The 19,400-nt window shown below is 70.0% G+C and carries 18 protein-coding genes; 10 read left to right on the top strand and 8 right to left on the bottom strand.

The window, feature by feature from the left end:
* Positions 1-4 precede the first annotated feature (4 nt).
* Together L0984_RS08370 and L0984_RS08365 are read right to left on the bottom strand one after the other, a co-directional pair.
* Positions 5-1,423: an ATP-binding protein gene (locus L0984_RS08370; protein ID WP_234193247.1), complete on the bottom strand. Its 1,419-nt coding sequence runs from the start codon at positions 1,421-1,423 to the stop codon at positions 5-7.
* Positions 1,410-2,147, bottom strand: coding sequence for a response regulator (locus L0984_RS08365; protein ID WP_234193246.1), 738 nt, complete (start codon positions 2,145-2,147; stop codon positions 1,410-1,412). The genes L0984_RS08370 and L0984_RS08365 overlap by 14 nt, the downstream gene beginning before the upstream one ends.
* A gap of 164 nt (positions 2,148-2,311) precedes the next feature.
* On the opposite strand from L0984_RS08365, the gene L0984_RS08360 reads away from it, so the two are divergent.
* Together L0984_RS08360 and L0984_RS08355 are read left to right on the top strand one after the other, a co-directional pair.
* The gene (locus tag L0984_RS08360) at positions 2,312-2,626 is read left to right on the top strand and encodes a helix-turn-helix domain-containing protein (protein ID WP_234193245.1); all 315 of its coding nucleotides are present in this window, start codon (positions 2,312-2,314) and stop codon (positions 2,624-2,626) included.
* Positions 2,619-3,881 carry a type II toxin-antitoxin system HipA family toxin gene (locus L0984_RS08355; RefSeq protein WP_234193244.1) on the top strand — a complete coding sequence of 421 codons (1,263 nt, stop codon included), beginning with the start codon at positions 2,619-2,621 and terminating at the stop codon, positions 3,879-3,881. Before L0984_RS08360 ends, L0984_RS08355 begins: the two co-directional genes overlap by 8 nt.
* A gap of 70 nt (positions 3,882-3,951) precedes the next feature.
* Here the strand turns inward: L0984_RS08355 and L0984_RS08350 are convergent, their stop codons facing one another.
* The 3 genes from L0984_RS08350 to L0984_RS08340 form a co-directional block, all read right to left on the bottom strand.
* Positions 3,952-4,731 (bottom strand): pseudouridine synthase, encoded by a 780-nt coding sequence (locus L0984_RS08350; RefSeq protein ID WP_076507259.1) that lies wholly within the window; start codon positions 4,729-4,731, stop codon positions 3,952-3,954.
* A gap of 269 nt (positions 4,732-5,000) precedes the next feature.
* Positions 5,001-5,600, bottom strand: a complete 600-nt coding sequence (locus L0984_RS08345; RefSeq protein ID WP_234193243.1) for a chromate transporter — start codon at positions 5,598-5,600, stop codon at positions 5,001-5,003.
* Positions 5,601-5,612: 12 nt separating this feature from the next.
* Positions 5,613-6,215 carry a chromate transporter gene (locus L0984_RS08340; RefSeq protein ID WP_234193242.1) on the bottom strand — a complete coding sequence of 201 codons (603 nt, stop codon included), beginning with the start codon at positions 6,213-6,215 and terminating at the stop codon, positions 5,613-5,615.
* 185 nt (positions 6,216-6,400) lie between these two features.
* Here L0984_RS08340 and L0984_RS08335 point away from each other — a divergent pair, with 185 nt between their 5' ends.
* Together L0984_RS08335 and L0984_RS08330 are read left to right on the top strand one after the other, a co-directional pair.
* Complete coding sequence (locus L0984_RS08335) at positions 6,401-7,636, top strand: branched-chain amino acid ABC transporter substrate-binding protein (RefSeq protein ID WP_234193241.1); 1,236 nt, start codon at positions 6,401-6,403, stop codon at positions 7,634-7,636.
* Between the two features lie 4 nt (positions 7,637-7,640).
* A complete protein-coding gene (locus L0984_RS08330) occupies positions 7,641-9,290 on the top strand; it encodes a long-chain-fatty-acid--CoA ligase (RefSeq protein ID WP_234193240.1) in 1,650 nt (549 codons plus the stop codon).
* Between the two features lie 56 nt (positions 9,291-9,346).
* Here L0984_RS08330 and L0984_RS08325 read toward each other — a convergent pair whose 3' ends face one another.
* The 3 genes from L0984_RS08325 to L0984_RS08315 are packed head-to-tail and all read right to left on the bottom strand — an operon-like array spanning position 9,347 to position 11,846.
* Positions 9,347-9,925 carry a hypothetical protein gene (locus L0984_RS08325; RefSeq protein ID WP_234193239.1) on the bottom strand — a complete coding sequence of 193 codons (579 nt, stop codon included), beginning with the start codon at positions 9,923-9,925 and terminating at the stop codon, positions 9,347-9,349.
* Complete coding sequence (locus L0984_RS08320; protein WP_234193238.1) at positions 9,922-11,070, bottom strand: MGDG synthase family glycosyltransferase; 1,149 nt, start codon at positions 11,068-11,070, stop codon at positions 9,922-9,924. The genes L0984_RS08325 and L0984_RS08320 overlap by 4 nt, the downstream gene beginning before the upstream one ends.
* Positions 11,067-11,846 (bottom strand): Crp/Fnr family transcriptional regulator, encoded by a 780-nt coding sequence (locus L0984_RS08315; protein ID WP_234193237.1) that lies wholly within the window; start codon positions 11,844-11,846, stop codon positions 11,067-11,069. The genes L0984_RS08320 and L0984_RS08315 overlap by 4 nt, the downstream gene beginning before the upstream one ends.
* 118 nt (positions 11,847-11,964) lie before the next feature.
* Between L0984_RS08315 and L0984_RS08310 the strand changes: the two genes are divergently transcribed.
* The 6 genes from L0984_RS08310 (at position 11,965) to L0984_RS08285 (ending at position 19,370) form a co-directional block, all read left to right on the top strand.
* The gene (locus tag L0984_RS08310) at positions 11,965-13,893 is read left to right on the top strand and encodes an AMP-dependent synthetase/ligase (RefSeq protein ID WP_234193723.1); all 1,929 of its coding nucleotides are present in this window, start codon (positions 11,965-11,967) and stop codon (positions 13,891-13,893) included.
* A 58-nt stretch (positions 13,894-13,951) separates the two neighbouring features.
* The gene (locus tag L0984_RS08305) at positions 13,952-14,785 is read left to right on the top strand and encodes an ABC transporter ATP-binding protein (RefSeq protein WP_234193236.1); all 834 of its coding nucleotides are present in this window, start codon (positions 13,952-13,954) and stop codon (positions 14,783-14,785) included.
* Between the two features lies 1 nt (position 14,786).
* Positions 14,787-15,716, top strand: coding sequence for a branched-chain amino acid ABC transporter permease (locus L0984_RS08300; RefSeq protein WP_234193235.1), 930 nt, complete (start codon positions 14,787-14,789; stop codon positions 15,714-15,716).
* A 127-nt stretch (positions 15,717-15,843) separates the two neighbouring features.
* On the top strand, positions 15,844-16,908 hold the full coding sequence (locus L0984_RS08295; protein WP_234193234.1) for a branched-chain amino acid ABC transporter permease: 1,065 nt from the start codon (positions 15,844-15,846) through the stop codon (positions 16,906-16,908).
* 196 nt (positions 16,909-17,104) lie between these two features.
* The gene (locus L0984_RS08290) at positions 17,105-18,427 is read left to right on the top strand and encodes an ABC transporter substrate-binding protein (RefSeq protein WP_234193233.1); all 1,323 of its coding nucleotides are present in this window, start codon (positions 17,105-17,107) and stop codon (positions 18,425-18,427) included.
* 124 nt (positions 18,428-18,551) lie between these two features.
* Positions 18,552-19,370: an ABC transporter ATP-binding protein gene (locus tag L0984_RS08285; RefSeq protein ID WP_234193232.1), complete on the top strand. Its 819-nt coding sequence runs from the start codon at positions 18,552-18,554 to the stop codon at positions 19,368-19,370.
* Positions 19,371-19,400: the final 30 nt, after the last annotated feature.

Raw genomic sequence — 19,400 nt, 5'->3', positions numbered from 1 at the left:
CACTCTAGGTGGCGTTTCTGAGTTGGGAATGAGACGGCGACGGCATGTCGCCCAGGTGCACGCGGGCGCGCAGGCCGCTGCGGCGCTCGGTGCTGCGGCGGTTCTGCAGCTCGATGCGCAGGCCGTGCCGGCGCGCCACGCTGGCGGCGATGGCCAGGCCCAGCCCGCTGCCGCCGGCCGCCGCGCCGGGTGCGCGGTAGAAGCGGTCGAACACGCGGGGGAGCACGTCCTCGGCGATGCCGGGGCCTTCGTCCACCACGTCGACCACGGCGGCGCCCGTGGGCAGCGCATGCAGCACCAAGTCGACGCAGCCACCCGGCAGGCTGTGGCGCACGGCGTTGTCGAGCAGGTTGTCGAACAGGCTGCGCAGCTCCACCGGCGAGCCCTGCCGCTGCAGCGCCTGCAGCTCGGGCGCGGCGAGAAAGCCCAGGTCCACGTGGCGCTGCTCGGCCATCTCGGTGAACTGGGCCACGGCGTCGCGCAGCAGCGGCACCAGGGGCACGGTCTCGGGCTGCAGCGGCTCGGCCGCCTCCTGCCGCGACAGGCGCAGCAGCTGGGCCTGCAGCCGCTGCGCACGCGAGACGCCGGCCTCCAGTTGCGCAAAGCCCTGCCGGGCCGGGCCGTCGGGAATATGGGGCCGCAGGTTGTCCAGCTGCAGGCCGATGGCGGTGAAGGGCGTGCGCAGCTCGTGCGCCGCATCGGCCACGAAGCGCTGCTGCGCCTGCAGCGCGGCGCGCAGCCGGCCCAGCACGGCATTGAAGGCCTGCACCAGCGGCCGGATCTCGGCCGGCACGCGCTCGGGTGGCATGCCGCGCGGGCTGCGCTCGTCCTGCGCGGCCACCTCGCGCGCCACCGCCCTCAGCGAGCGCGAGGCGCGCCACACCACCAGCCACTGCAGCAGCAGCGCGGCCGGCAGCAGCGCCAGGATCGGCAGGCCCTCGGCCAGCGCCCGGGTGAGCGAGCGCTGCTGGCGGAAGGCGCGGCTTTGCAGCACCTGCACGCGCAGCCGGTCGGCGCCGTCGGCCGGCGCGGTGTAGACACGCCAGCGCTGCTCGGGCCGCGGGCCCGTGCGCAGCTCGGCAAAGCCGGGCGTGGCCTGCAAGGGCACGGCCAGCTCGGCGGAGGCGGCCTCCTGCCGCTGGCCGTCGGACGTCCACAGCTGCACCACCAGGGCGCCGCGCCGCGCGATGGCGTCGGCGTCGACCGTGGGCAGCTCGCGCACATGCCGGCGGCCGGCATAGGACTCGGCCATCGAGCGCATCTGCTCGTCCCGCAGGCCTTCGATGATGCGGCCATAGACCGCATAGGCGCCCCAGGTGGCCAGCAGGCCCGCCACCACGTGGAGCAGCACCAGCCAGCCGACCAGGCGACGGCCCAGCGAGGGCGCTGGGCGCATCGGCGGCGCGGTCTCAGTCGCGGCCATGGCCGGAGGTCGGCGGCGCCGCGTGGGCCAGGCCGTTGGCGGGAGCGCCCGGCGTCCCGGGCGCCTGGGTGCTCACGCGCCAGCCCAGGCCGCGCACGTTGCGGATGGCGTCGGCGCCCAGTCGGCGGCGCAGGCCGTAGATGAGCACGTCCAGCGCGTTGCTGCTCACCTCGTCGTCCCAGCCGTAGAGGCGCTGCTCCAGCTGGGCGCGCGCGAGCACGGCGCCGGGGCGCTCCAGCAGGGCGTGCATCAGCGCGAACTCGCGCGCGCTCAGCGGCTCGCGCCGGCCATCTGGCAGATGCAGCTCGCGCGTGGCCAGGTCCAGCTGCAGCTGCGGCGTCCCGATGCACGGCTGGGCCGCGCCGCCCTGTCGCCGCACCACGGCGCGCATGCGGGCCAGCAGCTCGCGCAGCGCGAAGGGCTTGGGCAGGTAGTCGTCGGCGCCCAGGTCCAGGCCGGCCACGCGGTCGTCCAGGCCGTCGCGGGCGGTGAGCACCACCACCGGCGTGCGGTCGCCGCGGGCGCGGGCGCGGCGCAGCAGGGTGGTGCCCTCCTGCCCGGGCAGGCCCAGGTCGAGCAGCACGCAGGCATAGGCGCCATCGGCCAGCGCGCGCTCGCCGCTGAGCCCGTCGGCCGCCCAGTCCAGCGACCAGCCCTCGCGCGCCAGGCCCTGGCGCAGGCTGGCCGCGATCATCTCGTCGTCTTCCACCAGCAGGGCGCGCATGGGGTGTCTCCGCGGTCGTCGTTGTGCGCGCGGATGCTGGGCGGGGCGACTTAAGGCAGGCTGATCTGTATGCCGTCCGTGCTCGACCTCGCGGACAGGTGTTCGAGAAATAAATCCTGCAGAATGGGTCTTAGACGAAAAATCAACGTTTAAAACCCAACATAATGGAATTGACGCTCAGCCCTCCCGCCGAGATCGCCCGCACCCTGTGCGCCCGGCTGCGCACCGAACGGCTGGCGCAGGGCATGACCCAGGCCGAGGTGGCGGCACGCGCCGGCGTGGCGGTCAATACCGTCTCCAACCTGGAGGCCGGTCGCAGCACCGCCTTCGAGAACGTGGTGCGCGTCGCCATCGTCCTGGGCCGGCGCGAGGAACTCGCGGCGTTGTTCCAGCCGCGGCTGGAGAGCCTGCACGACATCGCGCGCTACGAGGGCAGCGCCAAACGCCAGCGCGTGCGACGGAAGGCCGGCGATGCCTGAGCGCATCGACGTCTGGTACGAAGGCTGGGGCGAGCGCTGGCACTGGGGCTCGCTGGTGTCCTCCACCGCCATCACGGGCCGGCCGCTGATCGCCTTCGAGTACAGCGACGAGGCCCTGCGTCGCGGGCTGGAGCTGTCGGCCCACACGCTGCCGCTCAAGGGGCCGCGATTGCGCCATGGCTTTCCGGCGCACCAGTTGGGGCTGCCCGGCCCGGTGTACGACGCATTGCCCGACGGCTGGGGCCTGCTGCTGATGGACCGGCTGTTCAAGCGGCGCGGCCTCAACCCGGCCCGCATCGGCCCGCTGGAGCGGCTGGCGTACGTCGGCCGCAGCGCCATGGGCGCGCTCTCCTTCGAGCCGCCCGCGGCAGACGCCGAGACCCTGCCGGGCCAGGTGCTGCTGGGCCAGCTCGCGGCGGAGGTGCAGGAGGTGCAGCGTGGCGAAGGCGGCGCCTTCCTCCAGCGCCTGCTGCAGGTGGGTGGCTCGCCGCAGGGCGCGCGGCCCAAGGTGCTGCTGTACCGCGAGCCCGCCACGGGCACCTTCAGCACGGCCGACGCGCCGGGGTTGGATCCGTGGCTCGTCAAGTTTCCGGCGCAGCACGAGCCGGCCGAGGTCTGCGCCATCGAGGCGGCCTATGCCCAGGCGCTGCGTCACTGCGGCATCGACGCGCCGGCCACCGAGCACTTCGCGCTGCCCGGCGGGCAGGCCGCATTCGGCAGCCGGCGCTTCGACCGCGAGGCGGGCCTGCGCGTGCCCATCCAGAGCCTGGCTGCCTTCACCGGTGCCGACTTCCGTACGCCCGGTGCGCTCGATGCCGCAACCTTTCTGCGCGCCACGCTGCTGTGCACCAACGATGTCCGCGAGCGCACGCGCGCCTACGAGCGCGTGGTCTTCAATGTCGCCTTCCACAACCGGGACGACCATCCGAAGAACTTCGCCTACCGCCTCTCGGCGCGTGGGCACTGGCAACTGGCACCGGCCTTCGACGTGACCTTCTGCGAAGGCCCCGGTGGCTACCACCAGATGGACGTGATGGGCGAGGCGCTGGACATCGGCCGCGCGGCATTGCTGCGACTCGGCGAGCAGGAGGCAGAGCTGTCGCGCACGCAGGCCAGCGAAACGATCGCGCGCATCGCTGCCGTGGCCAGCGGCTTCGCGCAGTCGGCGCGGCAATGGTTCCCGGGCCTGATTGCGCCGGACACCCTGGCGCTGATCCAGCGCCGCATCGACGACAACGTGCGGCGGTTGCGCTAACCGCCAAAGCTGCACGCACGACGGGTGCGGTGCGCGCGGCAATGGCTGCAGGCCGTGGTCTGGCGGCCGCTCAGAACCGCTCGTCCGCCCCCAGGTAGCGCCACTGCCCCTGCGGCAGCTGCCCCAGCACCACGTTGCCGATGCGGATGCGCTTGAGGCCCACCACGCGCAGGCCGACAGCCTCGCACATGCGGCGGATCTGGCGCTTCTTGCCTTCCTTGAGCACGAAGCGCAACTGCTCGGGGTTCTGCCAGTCCACGCGCGCGGGCTTGAGCGGCTGGCCGTCGAGCGACAGGCCGTGGCGCAGGCGCGCGATCTGCTCGCGCGGAAAGACGGACTGCACGTCCGTCGTGCGTTCCTGGCCGCCCATGGGCCAGCTCACGCGCACGAGGTATTCCTTCTCGATGTCCGAGTCCTCGCCGATCAGTTGGCGGGCGACGCGGCCGTCCTGCGTCAGCACCAGCAGGCCGACGGAGTCGATGTCGAGCCGGCCGGCGGGCGCCAGGCCGCGCAGCTGGTCGGGCGCAAAGCGCTGGCGGCTGCCGTCGCCGCGCCAGTGGTTGCGCGGCTGCACCAGCGTCACGGCGGGCTGGTGGCCGTCCTCGGCCTGGCCGCTGACGTAGCCCACGGGCTTGTGCAGCAGGATGGTGACGCGCTGCTCCTGCTGGCCCTGGGCGCGCTTGTCGACCTCGATGCGGTCGGCCGGCCCCACCTTGACGCCCATGGCCGCCACCTGGCCATTGACCTTGACCCAGCCGCGCTCGATCCAGGCATCGGCCTCGCGCCGGGAGCACAGCCCCAGGTCGGCCATGCGCTTGTTGAGTCGGATCGGGTCGGGCGTGTCGGTCATCGTGCGGGCAACAGGGTAGGGCGGGCGGAGAGGGACCGCGGCTGGGCGTCGGGCGGTCGGGCGGTCGGGCGGTCGGGCGGTCGGGCGGTCGGGCGGTCGGGCGCCATTGTCCCCTCAGCCCAGGCCGGGGCGATCTCCCCTCTCCCCTTGCGGGAGAGGGGCTGGGGGAGAGGGGGGAGCCCGCCGCACCCATCCGCCCTCGCGCCCGTGCCGCGGCCCCCTCTCCCCAGCCCTCTCCCGCAAGGGGAGAGGGAGCAGGACACCGCCGCTCACAAGACGCCCAGCACCCCCAGCACGGCGCCGGCGCCCAGCAGCCACAGCAGGTGCACCCGTGTGCGCCACACGATCAGCCCGGCCACGCCGGCCAGCAGCCAGACCGGCCAGTGCGCATGGCCCTCGACCTCGTTGCTGCGCGCCAGCACCCAGCCGGTGGCCACCAGCAGGCCGACCGCCACCGGCGCCAGGCCCTGCTTGAAGGCCCGCACGCCGCGATGGGTGCGGTTGCGGTGCGCCCAGCGCGTGGCCAGCAGCGTCAGCACGCTGCTGGGCAGCAGGATGCCCGTCATGGTGGTGGCTACGCCCAGCAGGCCGAGCAGCCAGGCATGAAGGCCGGCCCCGATGCCGCCGCCGGCGTTCAGGCCCACGTTCCAGCCCATCAGGGCCACGAACAGAATGTTGGGCCCCGGCGCGGCCTGGGCGATGGCGACCGAGGCGTTGAACTGCACCGGGTCCAGCCAGCCCTTCTGCGCCACCAGGTAGCGCTGCATGTCGGGCAGGGTGGTGATGGCGCCGCTCACCGCCATCAGCGACAGCAGCATGTATTGGCCGAGCAGGCTCAGCCAGTCGTGCCAGTGCAGGGTGATGCTCATGGCCGCGCCGCCTCAGGGCCGCAGCCGCGTGAAGGTCCACACGCAGGCGCCGCCGCCCACCAGCAGCAGCACGCCGCCCAGCGGCACGCGGGCCAGCGCGATCAGCACGAACACCAGCGCCGCGATGCCCACGCCGGCCGCGAAGCCCAGCGGATGCGCGCGCAGCGACGGGATCAGCTTGACGCCAGTGGCGGCGATCACGCCGCCGGCCACGGTGCTCATGCCGCGCAGCGCACCGGCCACGCGCGGGTCGTTGGCATAGTGGGCATGCAGCACGGCCAGCACCAGGATGACAGCGAGCGGCAGCACCAGCATGCCGGCCAGGCCGGCGATGGCGCCGCGCAGGCCGAAATGGCGGTCGCCCAGCATCAGCGCCAGGTTGATGACATTGGGCCCGGGCAGCACCTGGGCCACGGCCCAGTCCTCGATGAACTGCTCCTTGGTGAGCCAGCGCTTGCGCTCCACCAGCTCCCGCTGCACCACGGCCAGCACGCCGCCGAAGCCCTGCAGCGCGAGGATGGTGAAGGAGAAGAAGAGGTCGGCGAGGGATTCGGGCCGGGCGGGCGCGCCCGGCGGGGCGGCGTCGGCATCGGCCCCGGGGGGCGGCAGTGGCATGGCGGCGGATTATGCGGGCGGGCCTGCGCCGCCCGGGGTGCGCGGTCAGCAGCGGCTCAGCCCAGTCGCCCAGGCGACCTGCGTGCGGCCAGGCAGTCGCTCAATTGACTGAGACGCGGCGCAGCCTGCTCCGACACTGCATGCGGTCCGGTCCTGCCGGACTGAAATCCCCAGGAGACAAGTGCATGTTCAAGACCACGGCAGCGGGCTTTGCGCTCGCCTGCGCCCTCGGCGCCCACGCGCAGCAGCAGACCCTCAAGATCGCGCTCATCGACCCGCTGAGCGGCCCGATGGCCGACGTCGGCAAGATCTTCGAGAACCATCTGCGGTTCGCGGCCGACACCATCAACGCCGCCGGTGGCATCGATGGCGTCAAGCTGGAGGTGCTGGCCTTCGACAACAAGCTGTCCACGCAGGAAAGCCAGGCCGCCTTGCAGGCCGCCGTGGGGGCGGGGGTCAAGGCCGTGTTCATCGGCGGCGGCTCGGCCACCGTCTCGGCCGTCATCACGGCCGCCAACCGCAACAACGAGCGCAATCCCGACAAGTCGGTGCTGGTGTTCAACTTCGGCGGCATCGATCCTGATCTGGTCGGCAAGAACTGCTCCTTCTGGCACTTCATGACCGAGGCGCAGGTGACGATGCGGATGAAGGCGTATGCCGACTTCGTCAAGAAGACGCCGGAGATCAAGAAGGTCTACTTCCTCAATCCCGACTACAGCTTCGGCCGGCAGTGGACGGCCTTCGGCAAGACCCTGCTGGCCGAGGCACGGCCCGACATCCAGATCGTGGGCGAGGACTTCTTCCCCACGGGCACGGTGAAGGACTTCGCCCCCTACATCGCCAAGATGCGTGCCGCAGGCGCCGACACCGTGGTGTCGGGCAACTGGGGCAACGACATGGCGCTGATGATCCGCGCGGCCGGCGACTCGGGCTACAAGCTGCGCATCCTGACGCACAGCAGCGCCAACAAGTCGACCATGATCGCGCTGGACGCGGCACCGACGGTGCGGCTCAACATGATCGGCGAGTGGTTCCCCGGCGCCGACAACCCCACGGCCGCCAAGCTCGAAAGCGCGTTCGAGGCCAAGTACAAGGAGGCCTTCTATCTCGTGCGCCTGTCCACCGCCACCGAACTGCTGGCCCAGGGCGTGCGCAAGGCCCGCTCCACCGATCCGAAGCAGATCGCGTCGGCGCTCGAAGGCATCTCGTACAAGTCCATCCTCGGCGACGTCAGCGTGCGCAAGGAAGACCATCAGTTCATGGCGCCGCAGTACGTCTATGCCAATCATCCCGTCGACGGCAAGGCGGTGAAGAAGGGCTTCGACGGCACCCACCAGGGCTTCGTCGCGGAATCGCTCACGCCGGTCAGCGCGCTGGCCGTGCCCAATCAGTGCGACATGAAGCGGCCGGCGGGGCTCTGACGCCATGACGTCCCGCCCCTGGCTGGGTAGCTATCCCAAAGGCGCGAGCTGGAGCGCGCCCCTGCATCTGACGGCGCTCACGGCGCTGCTGGGCGACGCCGAGCGCCGGTGGCCGCACCGCGTCGCCGTGCGCCAGGGCGACACGGTGCTCGACTACGCAGCACTGGCGCAGCATGTGCGGCGCGTGGCCGGCGGCCTGCGCGAGCTGGGCGTGCGGCCCGGCGTCCACGTCGGCCTGTACCTGCCCAACGTGCCGCAGTACATCGTGGCCTTCTTCGCGGTGCTGCAGGCCGGCGGCACGGTGGTGAACTACTCGCCGCTCGACGCCGGCCAGACACTGCGGCACAAGGTGGAGGACAGCCGCACCCGGCTGATGATCACCTTCGACGCGCCGGAGCTGCTGCAGAAGATGGCGCCCATCGTCCACGACGGGCTGCTGCAGACGCTGGTCGTGGCGCACGCAGACGACTTTGCGCACGCCGCCGCGCTGGCGCCGCTGCAACCCGGCCCGCGTGTCGCCTTCGCGGCCTTGCTGGCCGCCGAGCCCCTGGCCGAGCCGCATGTGCCGGCGGACATCGCGCAGGCCATTGCCGTGCTGCAGTACACCGGCGGCACCACCGGGCAGCCCAAGGGCGCCATGCTCAGCCACGCCAACCTGAGCGCCGCGGTTTCGCAGGTGTGGCACACGCTCGTGGGCTCCGGCACGCTGGCGGAGGGCGAGGAGCGCTTTCTGGCCGTGCTGCCGCTGTTCCACATCTACGCGCTGGTGGTCAACCTGCTGTTCGGACTCTCCATCGGCGCCGAGCTGTCGCTGCACCAGCGCTTCGACCTGGAGGCGACGCTGCGCGAGTTCGTCGAGCGCAAGACCACGGTCTTCCTCGGCGTGCCGACCATGTACGTGGCCTTCGTCGGCCATCCCGACATCGGCCGGCTGGACCTGTCCTCGCTCAAGTTCTGCAACTCGGGCGGCGCGCCGATCGCGGCCGAGGTCTACCAGGCCTTCGTGCGCATGGCCCAGTGCCGCCTGCAGGAGGGCTGGGGCATGACCGAGACCTGCACCATGGCCACCGCCTCGCCCGGCTTCAGCCATTACCGGCCGGGCTCGTGCGGCATTCCCGTGCCCGGGGTGGACGTCAAGGTGATCGACCTGCAGGATCAGCACGACCTGCCCGAGGGCGAGCATGGCGAGTTGTGCATCCGCGGTCCCAACGTGATGGCGGGCTACTGGAACCGGCCGGACGCCACCGCCGAGGCCTTCACGCCCGACGGCTATCTGCGCACGGGCGACATCGGCTACATGACGCCCGACGGCTTCGTCTACATCGTGGACCGCACCAAGGACATGCTGATCTGCGGTGGCTTCAACGTCTATCCGCGCAACATCGAGGAGGCGATCTACCGGCATCCGTCCGTCGAGGAGGTGATCGTGATCGGCATCCCCGATGCCTACCGCGGCCAGTCGCCCAAGGCCTTCATCAAGTTCAAGCCGGGCGCGCCGCGGCCCACGCTCGAAGCCATGAAGGCCTTCCTGGCCGACTACCTCGGCAAGCACGAAATGCTGCAGGCCATGGAAGCCCGTGACGAGCTGCCCAAGACGGCCGTGGGCAAGCTGTCCAAGAAGGATCTGCAGGCCGAAGTGGCCGCACGCGCCTGAGCGCCCCGCGAGCCGGACGCACCAAGCCTGGCCCGGGACGGGCCGGGCTCGGCGTCTCAGCGTCCGCGCCGGGCCAGCCGCAGGTGGAGCAGGCCCATGCCCACCGCCAGCGCCGCGCCCCACCAGTAGTCCACCGGCAGCCCCAGCAGCCAGTGCGGATGCCAGTGCGCATGCACCGGGTCGAGCCGCGCCCAGCCATAGGCCGGGTTGACCACGAACCACAGGCAGTCCTCGCTGACCCAGAAGGTGGCCAGGCCGCCGACCGAGAGCACGAAGTCGCTCCAGCGCCAGCGGCCGTTGAAGGCCAGCGGCATGAAGAAGACCAGCAGCATGAAGCTGAACACCCAGGCGTGGTAGCCCGTCATGGCGCGGCCGCCCCAGAAGATGTCGAGCAGCCAGTGGTGTTCGATGCGCCAGGTGGGCAGCGAGGTGGCCCAGCCCGCGCCGCCTTCGATCTGGATCTCGGCATTGGCGAAGAAGAAGCCCATCAGCAGCGCCCAGGCGTAGTAGCCGAGCACGCGACGCAGGCTGCTGGCGTGCCCTTCGGCCAGGGACGTGGCGATGGTCCAGGTCAGCGGTGCCGTAGGGGCGCGGCCTTCGGTGTGCGTGCCGCGCGGCGGTCGGATGGCGCTCATCGGCCGGCTCCTTCGATCACCTGCGTCAACACGGCGCGCGCGGCGCCCGGCCTGCCCAGCGCGCGGCTGCGCTCGGCCATGGCCCGCAACCGGGGCGTGTCGGCCATCAGGCGGGCGATCTTGTAGTCCAGCCCGATGGCGTCGTCGGTGAGCCAGGCGGCGCCTTCCTCCAGCAGGTGGATGGCGTTGTGCTCCTCCTGCCCCGGGATGGGCGAGGTCAGCAGCATCGGCCGGCCCAGCGCCATGCATTCGGAGACTGTGAGCCCGCCGGGCTTGGTCACCACCAGGTCGGCGGCGGTCATCAGCCGGTCCATCTCGGTCGTGAAGCCGATCGGCAGCAGGCGGCCGCCATGCTGCGCGGCCAGCGCCTGCAGCTGCGCATGGGCCTCGGCATTGCGGCCGGCCACGGCGATGAGCTGGAAGTCCTGCCCGGGCAGCGCCAGCACGCGGCGCGCCATGCTGGGCAGGTCGCCCACGCCCGCGCCGCCCGACACCATCAGCACCACGCCGCGCGCCGTGTCCAGCCCCAGGCTGCGCACGGCCGCCTCGCGCTCGGCGGTGGCGACGTCGAAGGCCGGCATCACCGGGATGCCCGTGACATGGATGCGCGCCGCCGGCAGGCCGCGGGCGCGCATGCGGAAGGCCACCTCTTCATTGGCGGCGAAATAACCGGCCATGCCCGGCACGATCCACATGTTGTGCAGGTCGTAGTCGGTCACCTGCAGCCACAGCGAGGCCGCGAGGCGCGCGCGCTGGCGCTCGCGGGCCAGGAGCTCCGCCGGCAGGAAGTGGGTGCAGACGATGGCGTCGGGGCGCTCGCGGGCGATCTGGCGCAGCAGCTCGCGTGCGCTCAGCCGCTCGATGCCGCGGCGCAGTCGCTGCGAGGCGGCGCTGTGCGGCGTCGCGTCGGCCTTGCCGTGCAGGTACGACCACACGTCGGGCGCGCGGTTGACGAGCTTGATGTACCAGTCGGTGTAGACCTTGCGGAAGCCCGCGGCCACATGCGCCATCGCGTCGATGTGCACGCATTGCCAGCCGGGCCAGTGCAGTTGCGCCGTGGCCGCGAGGGCCTGCGCGGCACGGACATGGCCGTTGCCTGCGCTGACGCTGAGGATGAGAAGCTTGCCGGGTTGCTGAGGTGTCATGGTTCGGTGTTCTGGCGGCGCGCCGCGCGCCGTCCCTGTGGGGCGCGTCCTCCCTGCCGCAGTGCGGGTAGGTCGAGCACCCGCAGTCCACCGTACTCTACGTGTATGACACCTTGTGACGAGAGCGCCATCAGCGACTCGTTGACCCGCTGGCGTGACAAACCCACGAGATAGGCGAGTTCCTGCTGCGTGATGCGCAGCATCTCGCCGACGCGCGGGAAGAGCACCGGGTTGAACAGCGCCGCCAGGTTGCGCGCCACGCGGGCGTCGGTGTTGTTCAGGCGGTCGATCTCCACCGCCGCGATGAACTGGCCCAGCCGCTCGTTGAGCTGGTTCATGACGAAGCGGTTGAAGCCGATCGAGTGGTCGAGCAGCCAGTGGAAGCTGTCCAGCGGCAGGCCGGCCACCACGCTGCGGCGCAGCGCGCTCACGTTGTAGCGGTAGGGCTCGCGCTTGATGGCCGTGCCCTCGCCGAACCAGCCCCCTGGCGACAGCCCGCTGTAGGTGACCTGGCTGCCGTCCGCGCGGTCGTTGCTCATCTTGAGCAGGCCCTCGATCACGCCGAACCAGTAGGTGGGCGCGCGGCCCACGCGGCAGACCTGATCGCCGACCTCGGCCTCGCCCACCACCAGCGCGGCCTCGGCGCGGCGCCGCTCGGCGGGGGCCAGCGCGTCGAGCCATGGAATGGCCTGCAGCTCGGCCTCCGTCGCGGGCCGCACCCGGTCGCGGATCCCACGCACAGTGGCCTTGGCGCTGCGTTGGCTTCGTTCGCCCATGGGGAAAGTCCCGAGAGTGGAGTCCCTAGGATTGTCGTCACAACGACACCATGGCGTCAAAGTGCCGCCTAAATTGCGCGGCGTGGAACCTCAAGCCAACACCTTCCCCCGCCTGCTGATGGCCCATGCACGCCAGCGCCCGGACGCACCCGCCGTGCGCGAGAAGGACCTGGGCATCTGGCAGACCTGGAACTGGTCGCAGGCGGCGACCGAAGTGCGCGAGCTGGCCTGCGGCCTGGCCAGCCTGGGCTTCTCGGCCGGCGCCAACCTGGCTATCGTGGGCGCCAACCGGCCGCACCTGTACTTCGCGGTGGTGGCGGCCCAGAGCGTGGGGGGCGTGCCGGTGCCGCTCTACCAGGACGCGGCCGCGGCCGAGATGGTGTTCATGCTGGACGATGCCGGCATCGAGTTCGTCTTCGCCGAAGACCAGGAGCAGGTCGACAAGCTGCTCGAATGCCGCGAGTTGCAACAGGCGGCTCAGCCGGGCAGCGCCGGCCTGCGCACCATCGTCTACGACGACCCCCGCGGCCTGCGCCACTACGACCAGCCCGGTCTGATGAGCTACGAGCAGCTGCGCGCGCTGGGCCGGGCCTTCGATGCCGCCACGCCCGGCTTCTTCGACCGCGCCGTGGCGGCCGGCCAGCCTGACGACGTGGCCGTGATCCTCTACACCTCGGGCACCACTGGCCGGCCCAAGGGCGTGTGCCAGACGCACGCCAGCTTCATGTCCGCGGGCCGCGGCGGCGTCGAGACCGACCGCCTGGGCCCGGGCGACGACATCATGAGCTACCTGCCCATGGCCTGGGTGGGCGACCACCTCTTCTCGGTGGCGCAGTGGCTGGTGGGCGGCTTCACGCTCAACTGTCCCGAGTCCGCCGCCACGGTGATGAACGACATGCGCGAGATCGGGCCCAGCTATTACTTCGGCCCGCCGCGCACCTTCGAGGGCCTGCTCACGGCGGTGTCGATCCGCATGGAGGATGCGGCCGCGCCCAAGCGCTGGATGTACGGCAAGTTCATGGCCCTGGCGCGCCGCGTGGGCGCCGACATCCTGGCCGGGCGGCCGGTGGGCTTTGCCGACCGGCTGATGTACGGCCTGGGCAACCTGATGGTCTACGGCCCGCTGCGCAACGTGCTGGGCATGAGCCGCATCCGCGTGGCCTACACCGCGGGCGCGGCCATCGGGCCCGACCTGTTCCGCTTCTACCGTTCCATCGGCGTCAACCTCAAGCAGTTCTACGGCCAGACCGAGACCTGCGCCTATGTGTGCCTGCAGCGCGATGGCGACGTCAAGCTCACCAGCGTCGGCACGGCCGCGCCGGGCATGGAGCTGAAGATCGCCGACAGCGGCGAGGTGCTGGTGCGTGGCGTCTCCGTGCTCAAGGAGTACTACAAGCGCCCCGATGCCACGGCCGAGGTGCTCGATGCCGAGGGCTACTTCCACACCGGCGATGCCGGCGTGATCGACCACGAGGGCCACCTGCGCATCATCGACCGCGCCAAGGACGTCGGACGCCTCGCGGGCGGCGCGATGTTTGCGCCGAACTACATCGAGAACAAGCTCAAGTTCTTCCCGCAGATCAAGGAGGCCGTGTGCTTCGGCCATGCGCGCGACGAGGTCTGCGCCTTCATCAACATCGACTACGAGGCCGTGGGCAACTGGGCCGAGCGCCGTGCGCTGCCCTACGGCGGTTATGTGGACCTGGCCGGCAAACCCGAGGTGCTGCAGCTGGTGCGCGAATGCATCGAGCAGGTCAACGCCGACCTGGCGGCGGAGGAGGGCATGGGCGACACGCAGATCGCCCGCTTCCTGGTGCTGCACAAGGAGCTGGACCCGGACGACGACGAGCTCACGCGCACCCGCAAGGTCCGCCGCGGCTTCATCGCCGACAAGTACGCCGTGCTGGTCGAGGCGCTCTACGCCGGCAAGACCGAGCAGTTCATCGAGACGCAGGTCAAGTTCGAGGACGGCCGCACCGGCAGCGTGAGCGCCACGCTCAAGATCGTGGAAGCGCGCTGCTTCCCACCCGTGAAGGCTGCTGCATGAGCGCCCGCCCGGCCGCCCCGAAGGGCGCTCGCACCGCAGGCGAAGCCGAAGGTAATCTATGAACGCCACCACCGCCCAGGAGCTGGCCATGGCCGCCAGCGCGCCCGTCACGGGGCGCCGCATCGGGGATGTGATCCTCGATGTGCAGAACATCACCTTGCGCTTCGGCGGCGTCAAGGCGCTCACCGACATCAGCTTCGACGTGCGCGAGCACGAGGTGCGCTCGATCATCGGGCCCAACGGCGCGGGCAAGAGCTCGATGCTCAACTGCATCAACGGCGTCTACCAGCCGCAGGAAGGGCAGATCACCTTCCGCGGCCAGACCTTCCGCCACATGAACTCGCGTCAGGTGGCCGAGATGGGCGTGGCCCGCACCTTCCAGAACCTGGCCCTGTTCAAGGGCATGAGCGTGCTGGACAACATCATGACGGGGCGCAACCTCAAGATGAAGTGCGGCCTGCTGGCGCAGGCCTTCCGCCTCGGCCCGGCCGAGCGCGAGGAGATCCGCCACCGGGAGTTCGTCGAACGCATCATCGACTTCCTGGAGATCCAGGCCTGGCGCAAGACACCGGTGGGCCGCCTGCCCTACGGCCTGCAGAAGCGCGTGGACCTGGGCCGCGCCCTGGCCATGGAGCCGCAGGTGCTGCTGCTGGACGAGCCCATGGCCGGCATGAACGTCGAGGAGAAGCAGGACATGAGCCGCTTCATCCTGGACGTGAACGACGAGTTCGGCACCACCATCGTGCTGATCGAGCACGACATGGGCGTGGTGATGGACATCTCCGACCGCGTCGTGGTGCTGGACTACGGCAAGAAGATCGGCGACGGCACGCCCGACGAGGTGCGCAACAACCCGGAAGTCATCCGGGCCTACCTGGGTGCGGAGCACTGACATGGGCTTTTTCCTCGAAACCCTTTTCGGCGGCCTCATGGTGGGCATGCTGTATTCGCTGATCGCGCTGGGCTTTGTGCTCATCTACAAGGCCAGCGGCGTCTTCAACTTCGCGCAGGGCGCCATGGTGCTGTTCGCGGCGCTGGCCATGGCGCGCTTTGCGGAATGGTTTCCCAAGCTGCTGGGCTTCGAAAGCCTGCTGCTGGCCAACCTGCTGGCCTTCGTCGCGGCCATGGGCGTGATGGTGATCGTGGCCTGGCTGATCGAGCGGCTGGCGCTGTCCAAGCTGGTGAATCAGGAGCACATCACGCTGCTCATGGCCACGCTGGGCATCACCTACTTCCTCGATGGCCTGGGCCAGACGCTGTTCGGCAACGACATCTACAAGATCGATGTCGGCATGCCCAAGGACCCGATGATGCTGTTCGAAGGCACTTTCGAGGGCGGCCTGCTGGTCAGCAAGGAAGACCTCGTCGCCGCGCTGGTGGCGGCGGCCCTGGTGCTGGCGCTGAGCCTGTTCTTCCAGAAGACCTCCACCGGCCGCGCACTGCGTGCGGTGGCCGACGACCACCAGGCGGCGCAGTCCATCGGCATCCCGCTCAACCGCATCTGGGTGATCGTGTGGTCGGTGGCCGGCTTCGCGGCCCTGGTGGCCGGGATCATCTGGGGCTCCAAGCTGGGCGTGCAGTTCTCGCTGTCGCTGGTGGCGCTCAAGGCGCTGCCGGTGGTGATCCTGGGTGGCCTCACCTCGGTGCCCGGCGCCATCATCGGCGGCCTGCTGATCGGCGTGGGCGAGAAGCTGTCGGAGATCTACCTCGGGCCGATGCTGGGCGGGGGCATCGAGATCTGGTTCGCGTATGTGCTCGCCCTGGTCTTCCTGCTCGTGCGGCCCCAGGGCCTGTTCGGCGAAAAAATTATTGATCGGGTGTAGCCATGCGGTTCATGCGACATCGTCTTTGCCAGGAATGCCGTGGAACCGGCTTTGCCGGGCCACTGGCATTGCCCCCTGCAAGGGGGTTGGCGGAGCGGAACGAAGTCCGCGAAGACTGGGGGTGTGTGTGATTTACAGAGAGAACGGACAGTTCAAGTCCAGCTACCGGGCCGACCAGCAGATCTTTCCGATCCTGCAGGATCGCGTCGCCATCCTTGCGCTGCTGGTGGTGGCCTTCGCCGCGGTGCCGGCGCTGGCCTCCGAATACTGGCTGCGCGCCATCCTCACGCCCTTCCTCATCCTCTCGCTGGCGGCGCTGGGGCTGAACATCCTGGTGGGCTACTGCGGGCAGATCTCGCTGGGCACCGGCGCCTTCATGGCGGTGGGTGCGTACGCGGCCTACAACTTCCATGTGCGCATCGAGGGCATGCCGTTGATCGCCTCGCTGCTGCTGGGCGGGCTGTGCGCCACCGGCGTGGGCGTGCTCTTCGGCATTCCCAGCCTGCGCATCAAGGGGCTGTACCTGGCGGTGGCGACGCTGGCGGCGCAGTTCTTCACCGACTGGGCCTTCCTGCGCATCCAGTGGTTCACCAACAACTCGGCTTCGGGCTCGGTGAGCGTGGCGGGGCTCAACGTGTTCGGCCTGCCGGTGGAGACGCCGGCGCAGAAGTACCTGCTGTGCCTGGCCTTCGTCAGCGTGTTTGCGCTGCTGGCCAAGAACCTCACGCGCAGCAGCATCGGCCGCGAATGGATGGCGATGCGCGACATGGACGTGGCCGCCGCGGTGATCGGCATCCGGCCTGTGTACGCCAAGCTCACGGCTTTCGCGGTCAGCAGCTTCATCGTGGGCGTGGCCGGGGCGCTGTGGGGCTTCGTGCACCTGGGTGCGTGGGAGCCGGCGGCCTTCAGCATCGACCGCTCCTTCCAGCTGCTGTTCATGGTGATCATCGGCGGCCTGGGCTCGATCATGGGCAGCTTCTTCGGCGCGGCCTTCATCGTGCTGCTGCCCATCTTCCTGAACCAGCTGCCGGGCTGGTTCGGCGTGTCGATGTCGACGGCGCTGGCCTCGCACCTCGAATTCATGATCTTCGGCGCGCTGATCGTGTTCTTCCTGATCGTGGAGCCGCATGGGCTCGCACGCCTCTGGTCCACATTCAAGGAAAAGCTGCGCCTTTGGCCCTTCCCGCATTGAACATGCTCACCCCCAGTCTTCGCGCGCTGCGCGCGCTCCGCCAACCCCCTTCAGGGGGCACCTCCAGCGGCCCGGCAAAGCCGGTTCCGCGGAGGTCGCTGACATGGCCTGCTCCGCGGCCATCTGTGCTCCGCACGCAATCCTTGTAGCCCCGCGAGATGTCCTGATCCGAGTTCACCACCAGAAGGAGACAACCATGAAGCTGAAATCCCTCGTCCTGGCCGCAGCGGCCTTCGCTGCCCTGGCCGGCACGGCCGGCCAGGCCCTGGCGCAGGCCAAGGAGCAGTTCTTTCCGCTGCTGGTCTACCGCACGGGGCCCTATGCGCCCAACGGCACGCCGTGGGCCAACGGCAAGCAGGACTACATCAAGCTGGTCAATGCCCAGGGCGGCATCAACGGCGTGAAGATCGCCTACGAAGAGTGCGAGACGGGCTATGCCACCGACAAGGGCGTGGAATGCTACGAGCGCCTCAAGGGCCGCCCCGGCGTGGCCGTGTTCGATCCGCAGGCCACCGGCATCACCTTCGCGCTGACGGACAAGGTGCCGCAGGACAAGATCCCGCTCATCACACTGGGCTATGGCCTGGGCGCGTCCCAGGACGGCAATGTCTTCAAGTGGAACTTCCCGCTCATGGGCAGCTACTGGACGGCGGCCGACATCCTGATCCAGCACCTGGGCAAAAAGGAAGGCGGGCTCGACAAGCTCAAGGGCAAGAAGATCGCGCTGGTCTACCACGACTCGCCCTTCGGCAAGGAGCCGATCCCGCTGCTGCAGGAGCGCGCCAAGCTGCATGGCTTCGACCTGTCGCTGATCCCGGTGACGGCACCGGGCGTGGAGCAGAAGTCGGCCTGGCTGCAGGTGCGCCAGCAGCGGCCCGACTATGTGCTGCTGTGGGGCTGGGGCGTGATGAACTCCACCGCCCTCAAGGAGGCCGTGGCCACCGGCTATCCGCGCGAGAAGATGTACGGCGTGTGGTGGGCCGGCGCCGAGCCGGACGTGCGCGACGTCGGCGCCAACGCCAAGGGCTACAACGCGCTGGCGCTCAACACCTCGGGCACCGAGCCCAAGGTGATCCAGGACATCCTCAAGAACGTGCACGACAAGGGCCAGGGCACGGGTCCGCGCGAGGAGGTGGGCTCGGTGCTCTACACCCGCGGCGTGATCATCCAGATGCTGACCGTCGAGGCCGTCAAGCGCGCGCAGGAGCGCTTCGGCAAGGGCAAGGTCATGACGGGCGAACAGGTGCGCTGGGGCCTGGAGAACCTGGCGCTCGACCAGAAGAAGCTGGACGCACTGGGCTTCTCGGGCGTGATGCGACCGGTCAGCACCAGCTGCCAGGACCACATGGGCTCCAGCTGGGCGCGCGTGCATACCTGGGACGGCGCCAAGTGGGGCGGCATGTCCGACTGGTACCAGGCGGACGAGGCCATCCTCAAGCCCCTGGTCAAGACGACGGCGGACAAGTACGCGGCCGAGAAGAAGCTCACGCGACGCGACGCCGCGGACTGCCAGAGCTGACCCACCCCCTGGCGCCTTCGGCGCTCCCCCTCCAGGGGGCTGCACCTGCGGGCCGGCCAAGCCGGTCCCGCGGTGTCTCCCGCCTGGCGCTGCAAGCGTCCGACCCGCCCGTCCCGTACCGACCATGAGCGACACACCACGCAACATCCTTCTCGACGTCAACGGCATCGAGGTCATCTACAACCATGTCATCCTGGTGCTCAAGGGCGTCTCGCTGCAGGTGCCCGAGGGCGGGATCGTGGCGCTGCTGGGCGGCAACGGCGCGGGCAAGACGACCACGCTGCGGGCCGTCTCCAACCTGCTGGCCGGCGAGCGCGGCGCGGTCACCAAGGGCAGCATCACGCTGCGCGGCGAGCGCATCGAGGCGCTGTCGCCGGCGGCGCTGGTCAAGCGCGGGCTGGTGCAGGTGATGGAAGGGCGCCACTGCTTTGCGCACCTGAGCATCGAGGACAACCTGATGACCGGCGCCTACACCCGCACCGACGGCAAGGCCGCGGTGGCCGAGACGCTGGAGAAGGTCTATGCCTACTTCCCCCGGCTCAAGACTCGGCGCAGCAGCCAGGCGGCCTACACCTCGGGCGGCGAGCAGCAGATGTGCGCCATCGGCCGCGCGCTGATGGCCAACCCCAGCATGGTGCTGCTGGACGAGCCCTCCATGGGCCTCGCCCCGCAGATCGTCGAGGAGGTCTTCGCCATCGTGAAGGACCTCAACGAGAAGGAGCGCGTGACCTTCCTGCTGGCCGAGCAGAACACGCGCATGGCGCTGCGCTTCGCCAACTATGGCTACATCATGGAAAGCGGCCGCATCGTGATGGACGGGCCTGCCGACAGCCTGCGCGAGAACGAGGACGTGAAGGAGTTCTACCTCGGCATGGGCGGCGCCGACCGCAAGAGCTTCCGCGACGTCAAGAGCTACAAGCGCCGCAAGCGCTGGCTGGCTTGAGGACCCGACGCCCCACCGACCTTGCTGCTG

This window comes from Pseudacidovorax sp. NFM-22, assembly GCF_021401245.1.
Classification (GTDB): domain Bacteria; phylum Pseudomonadota; class Gammaproteobacteria; order Burkholderiales; family Burkholderiaceae_C; genus Xenophilus.
Note: the sequence above shows the minus strand (reverse complement) of the source record. Positions and strands in the feature narration are given on the sequence as shown.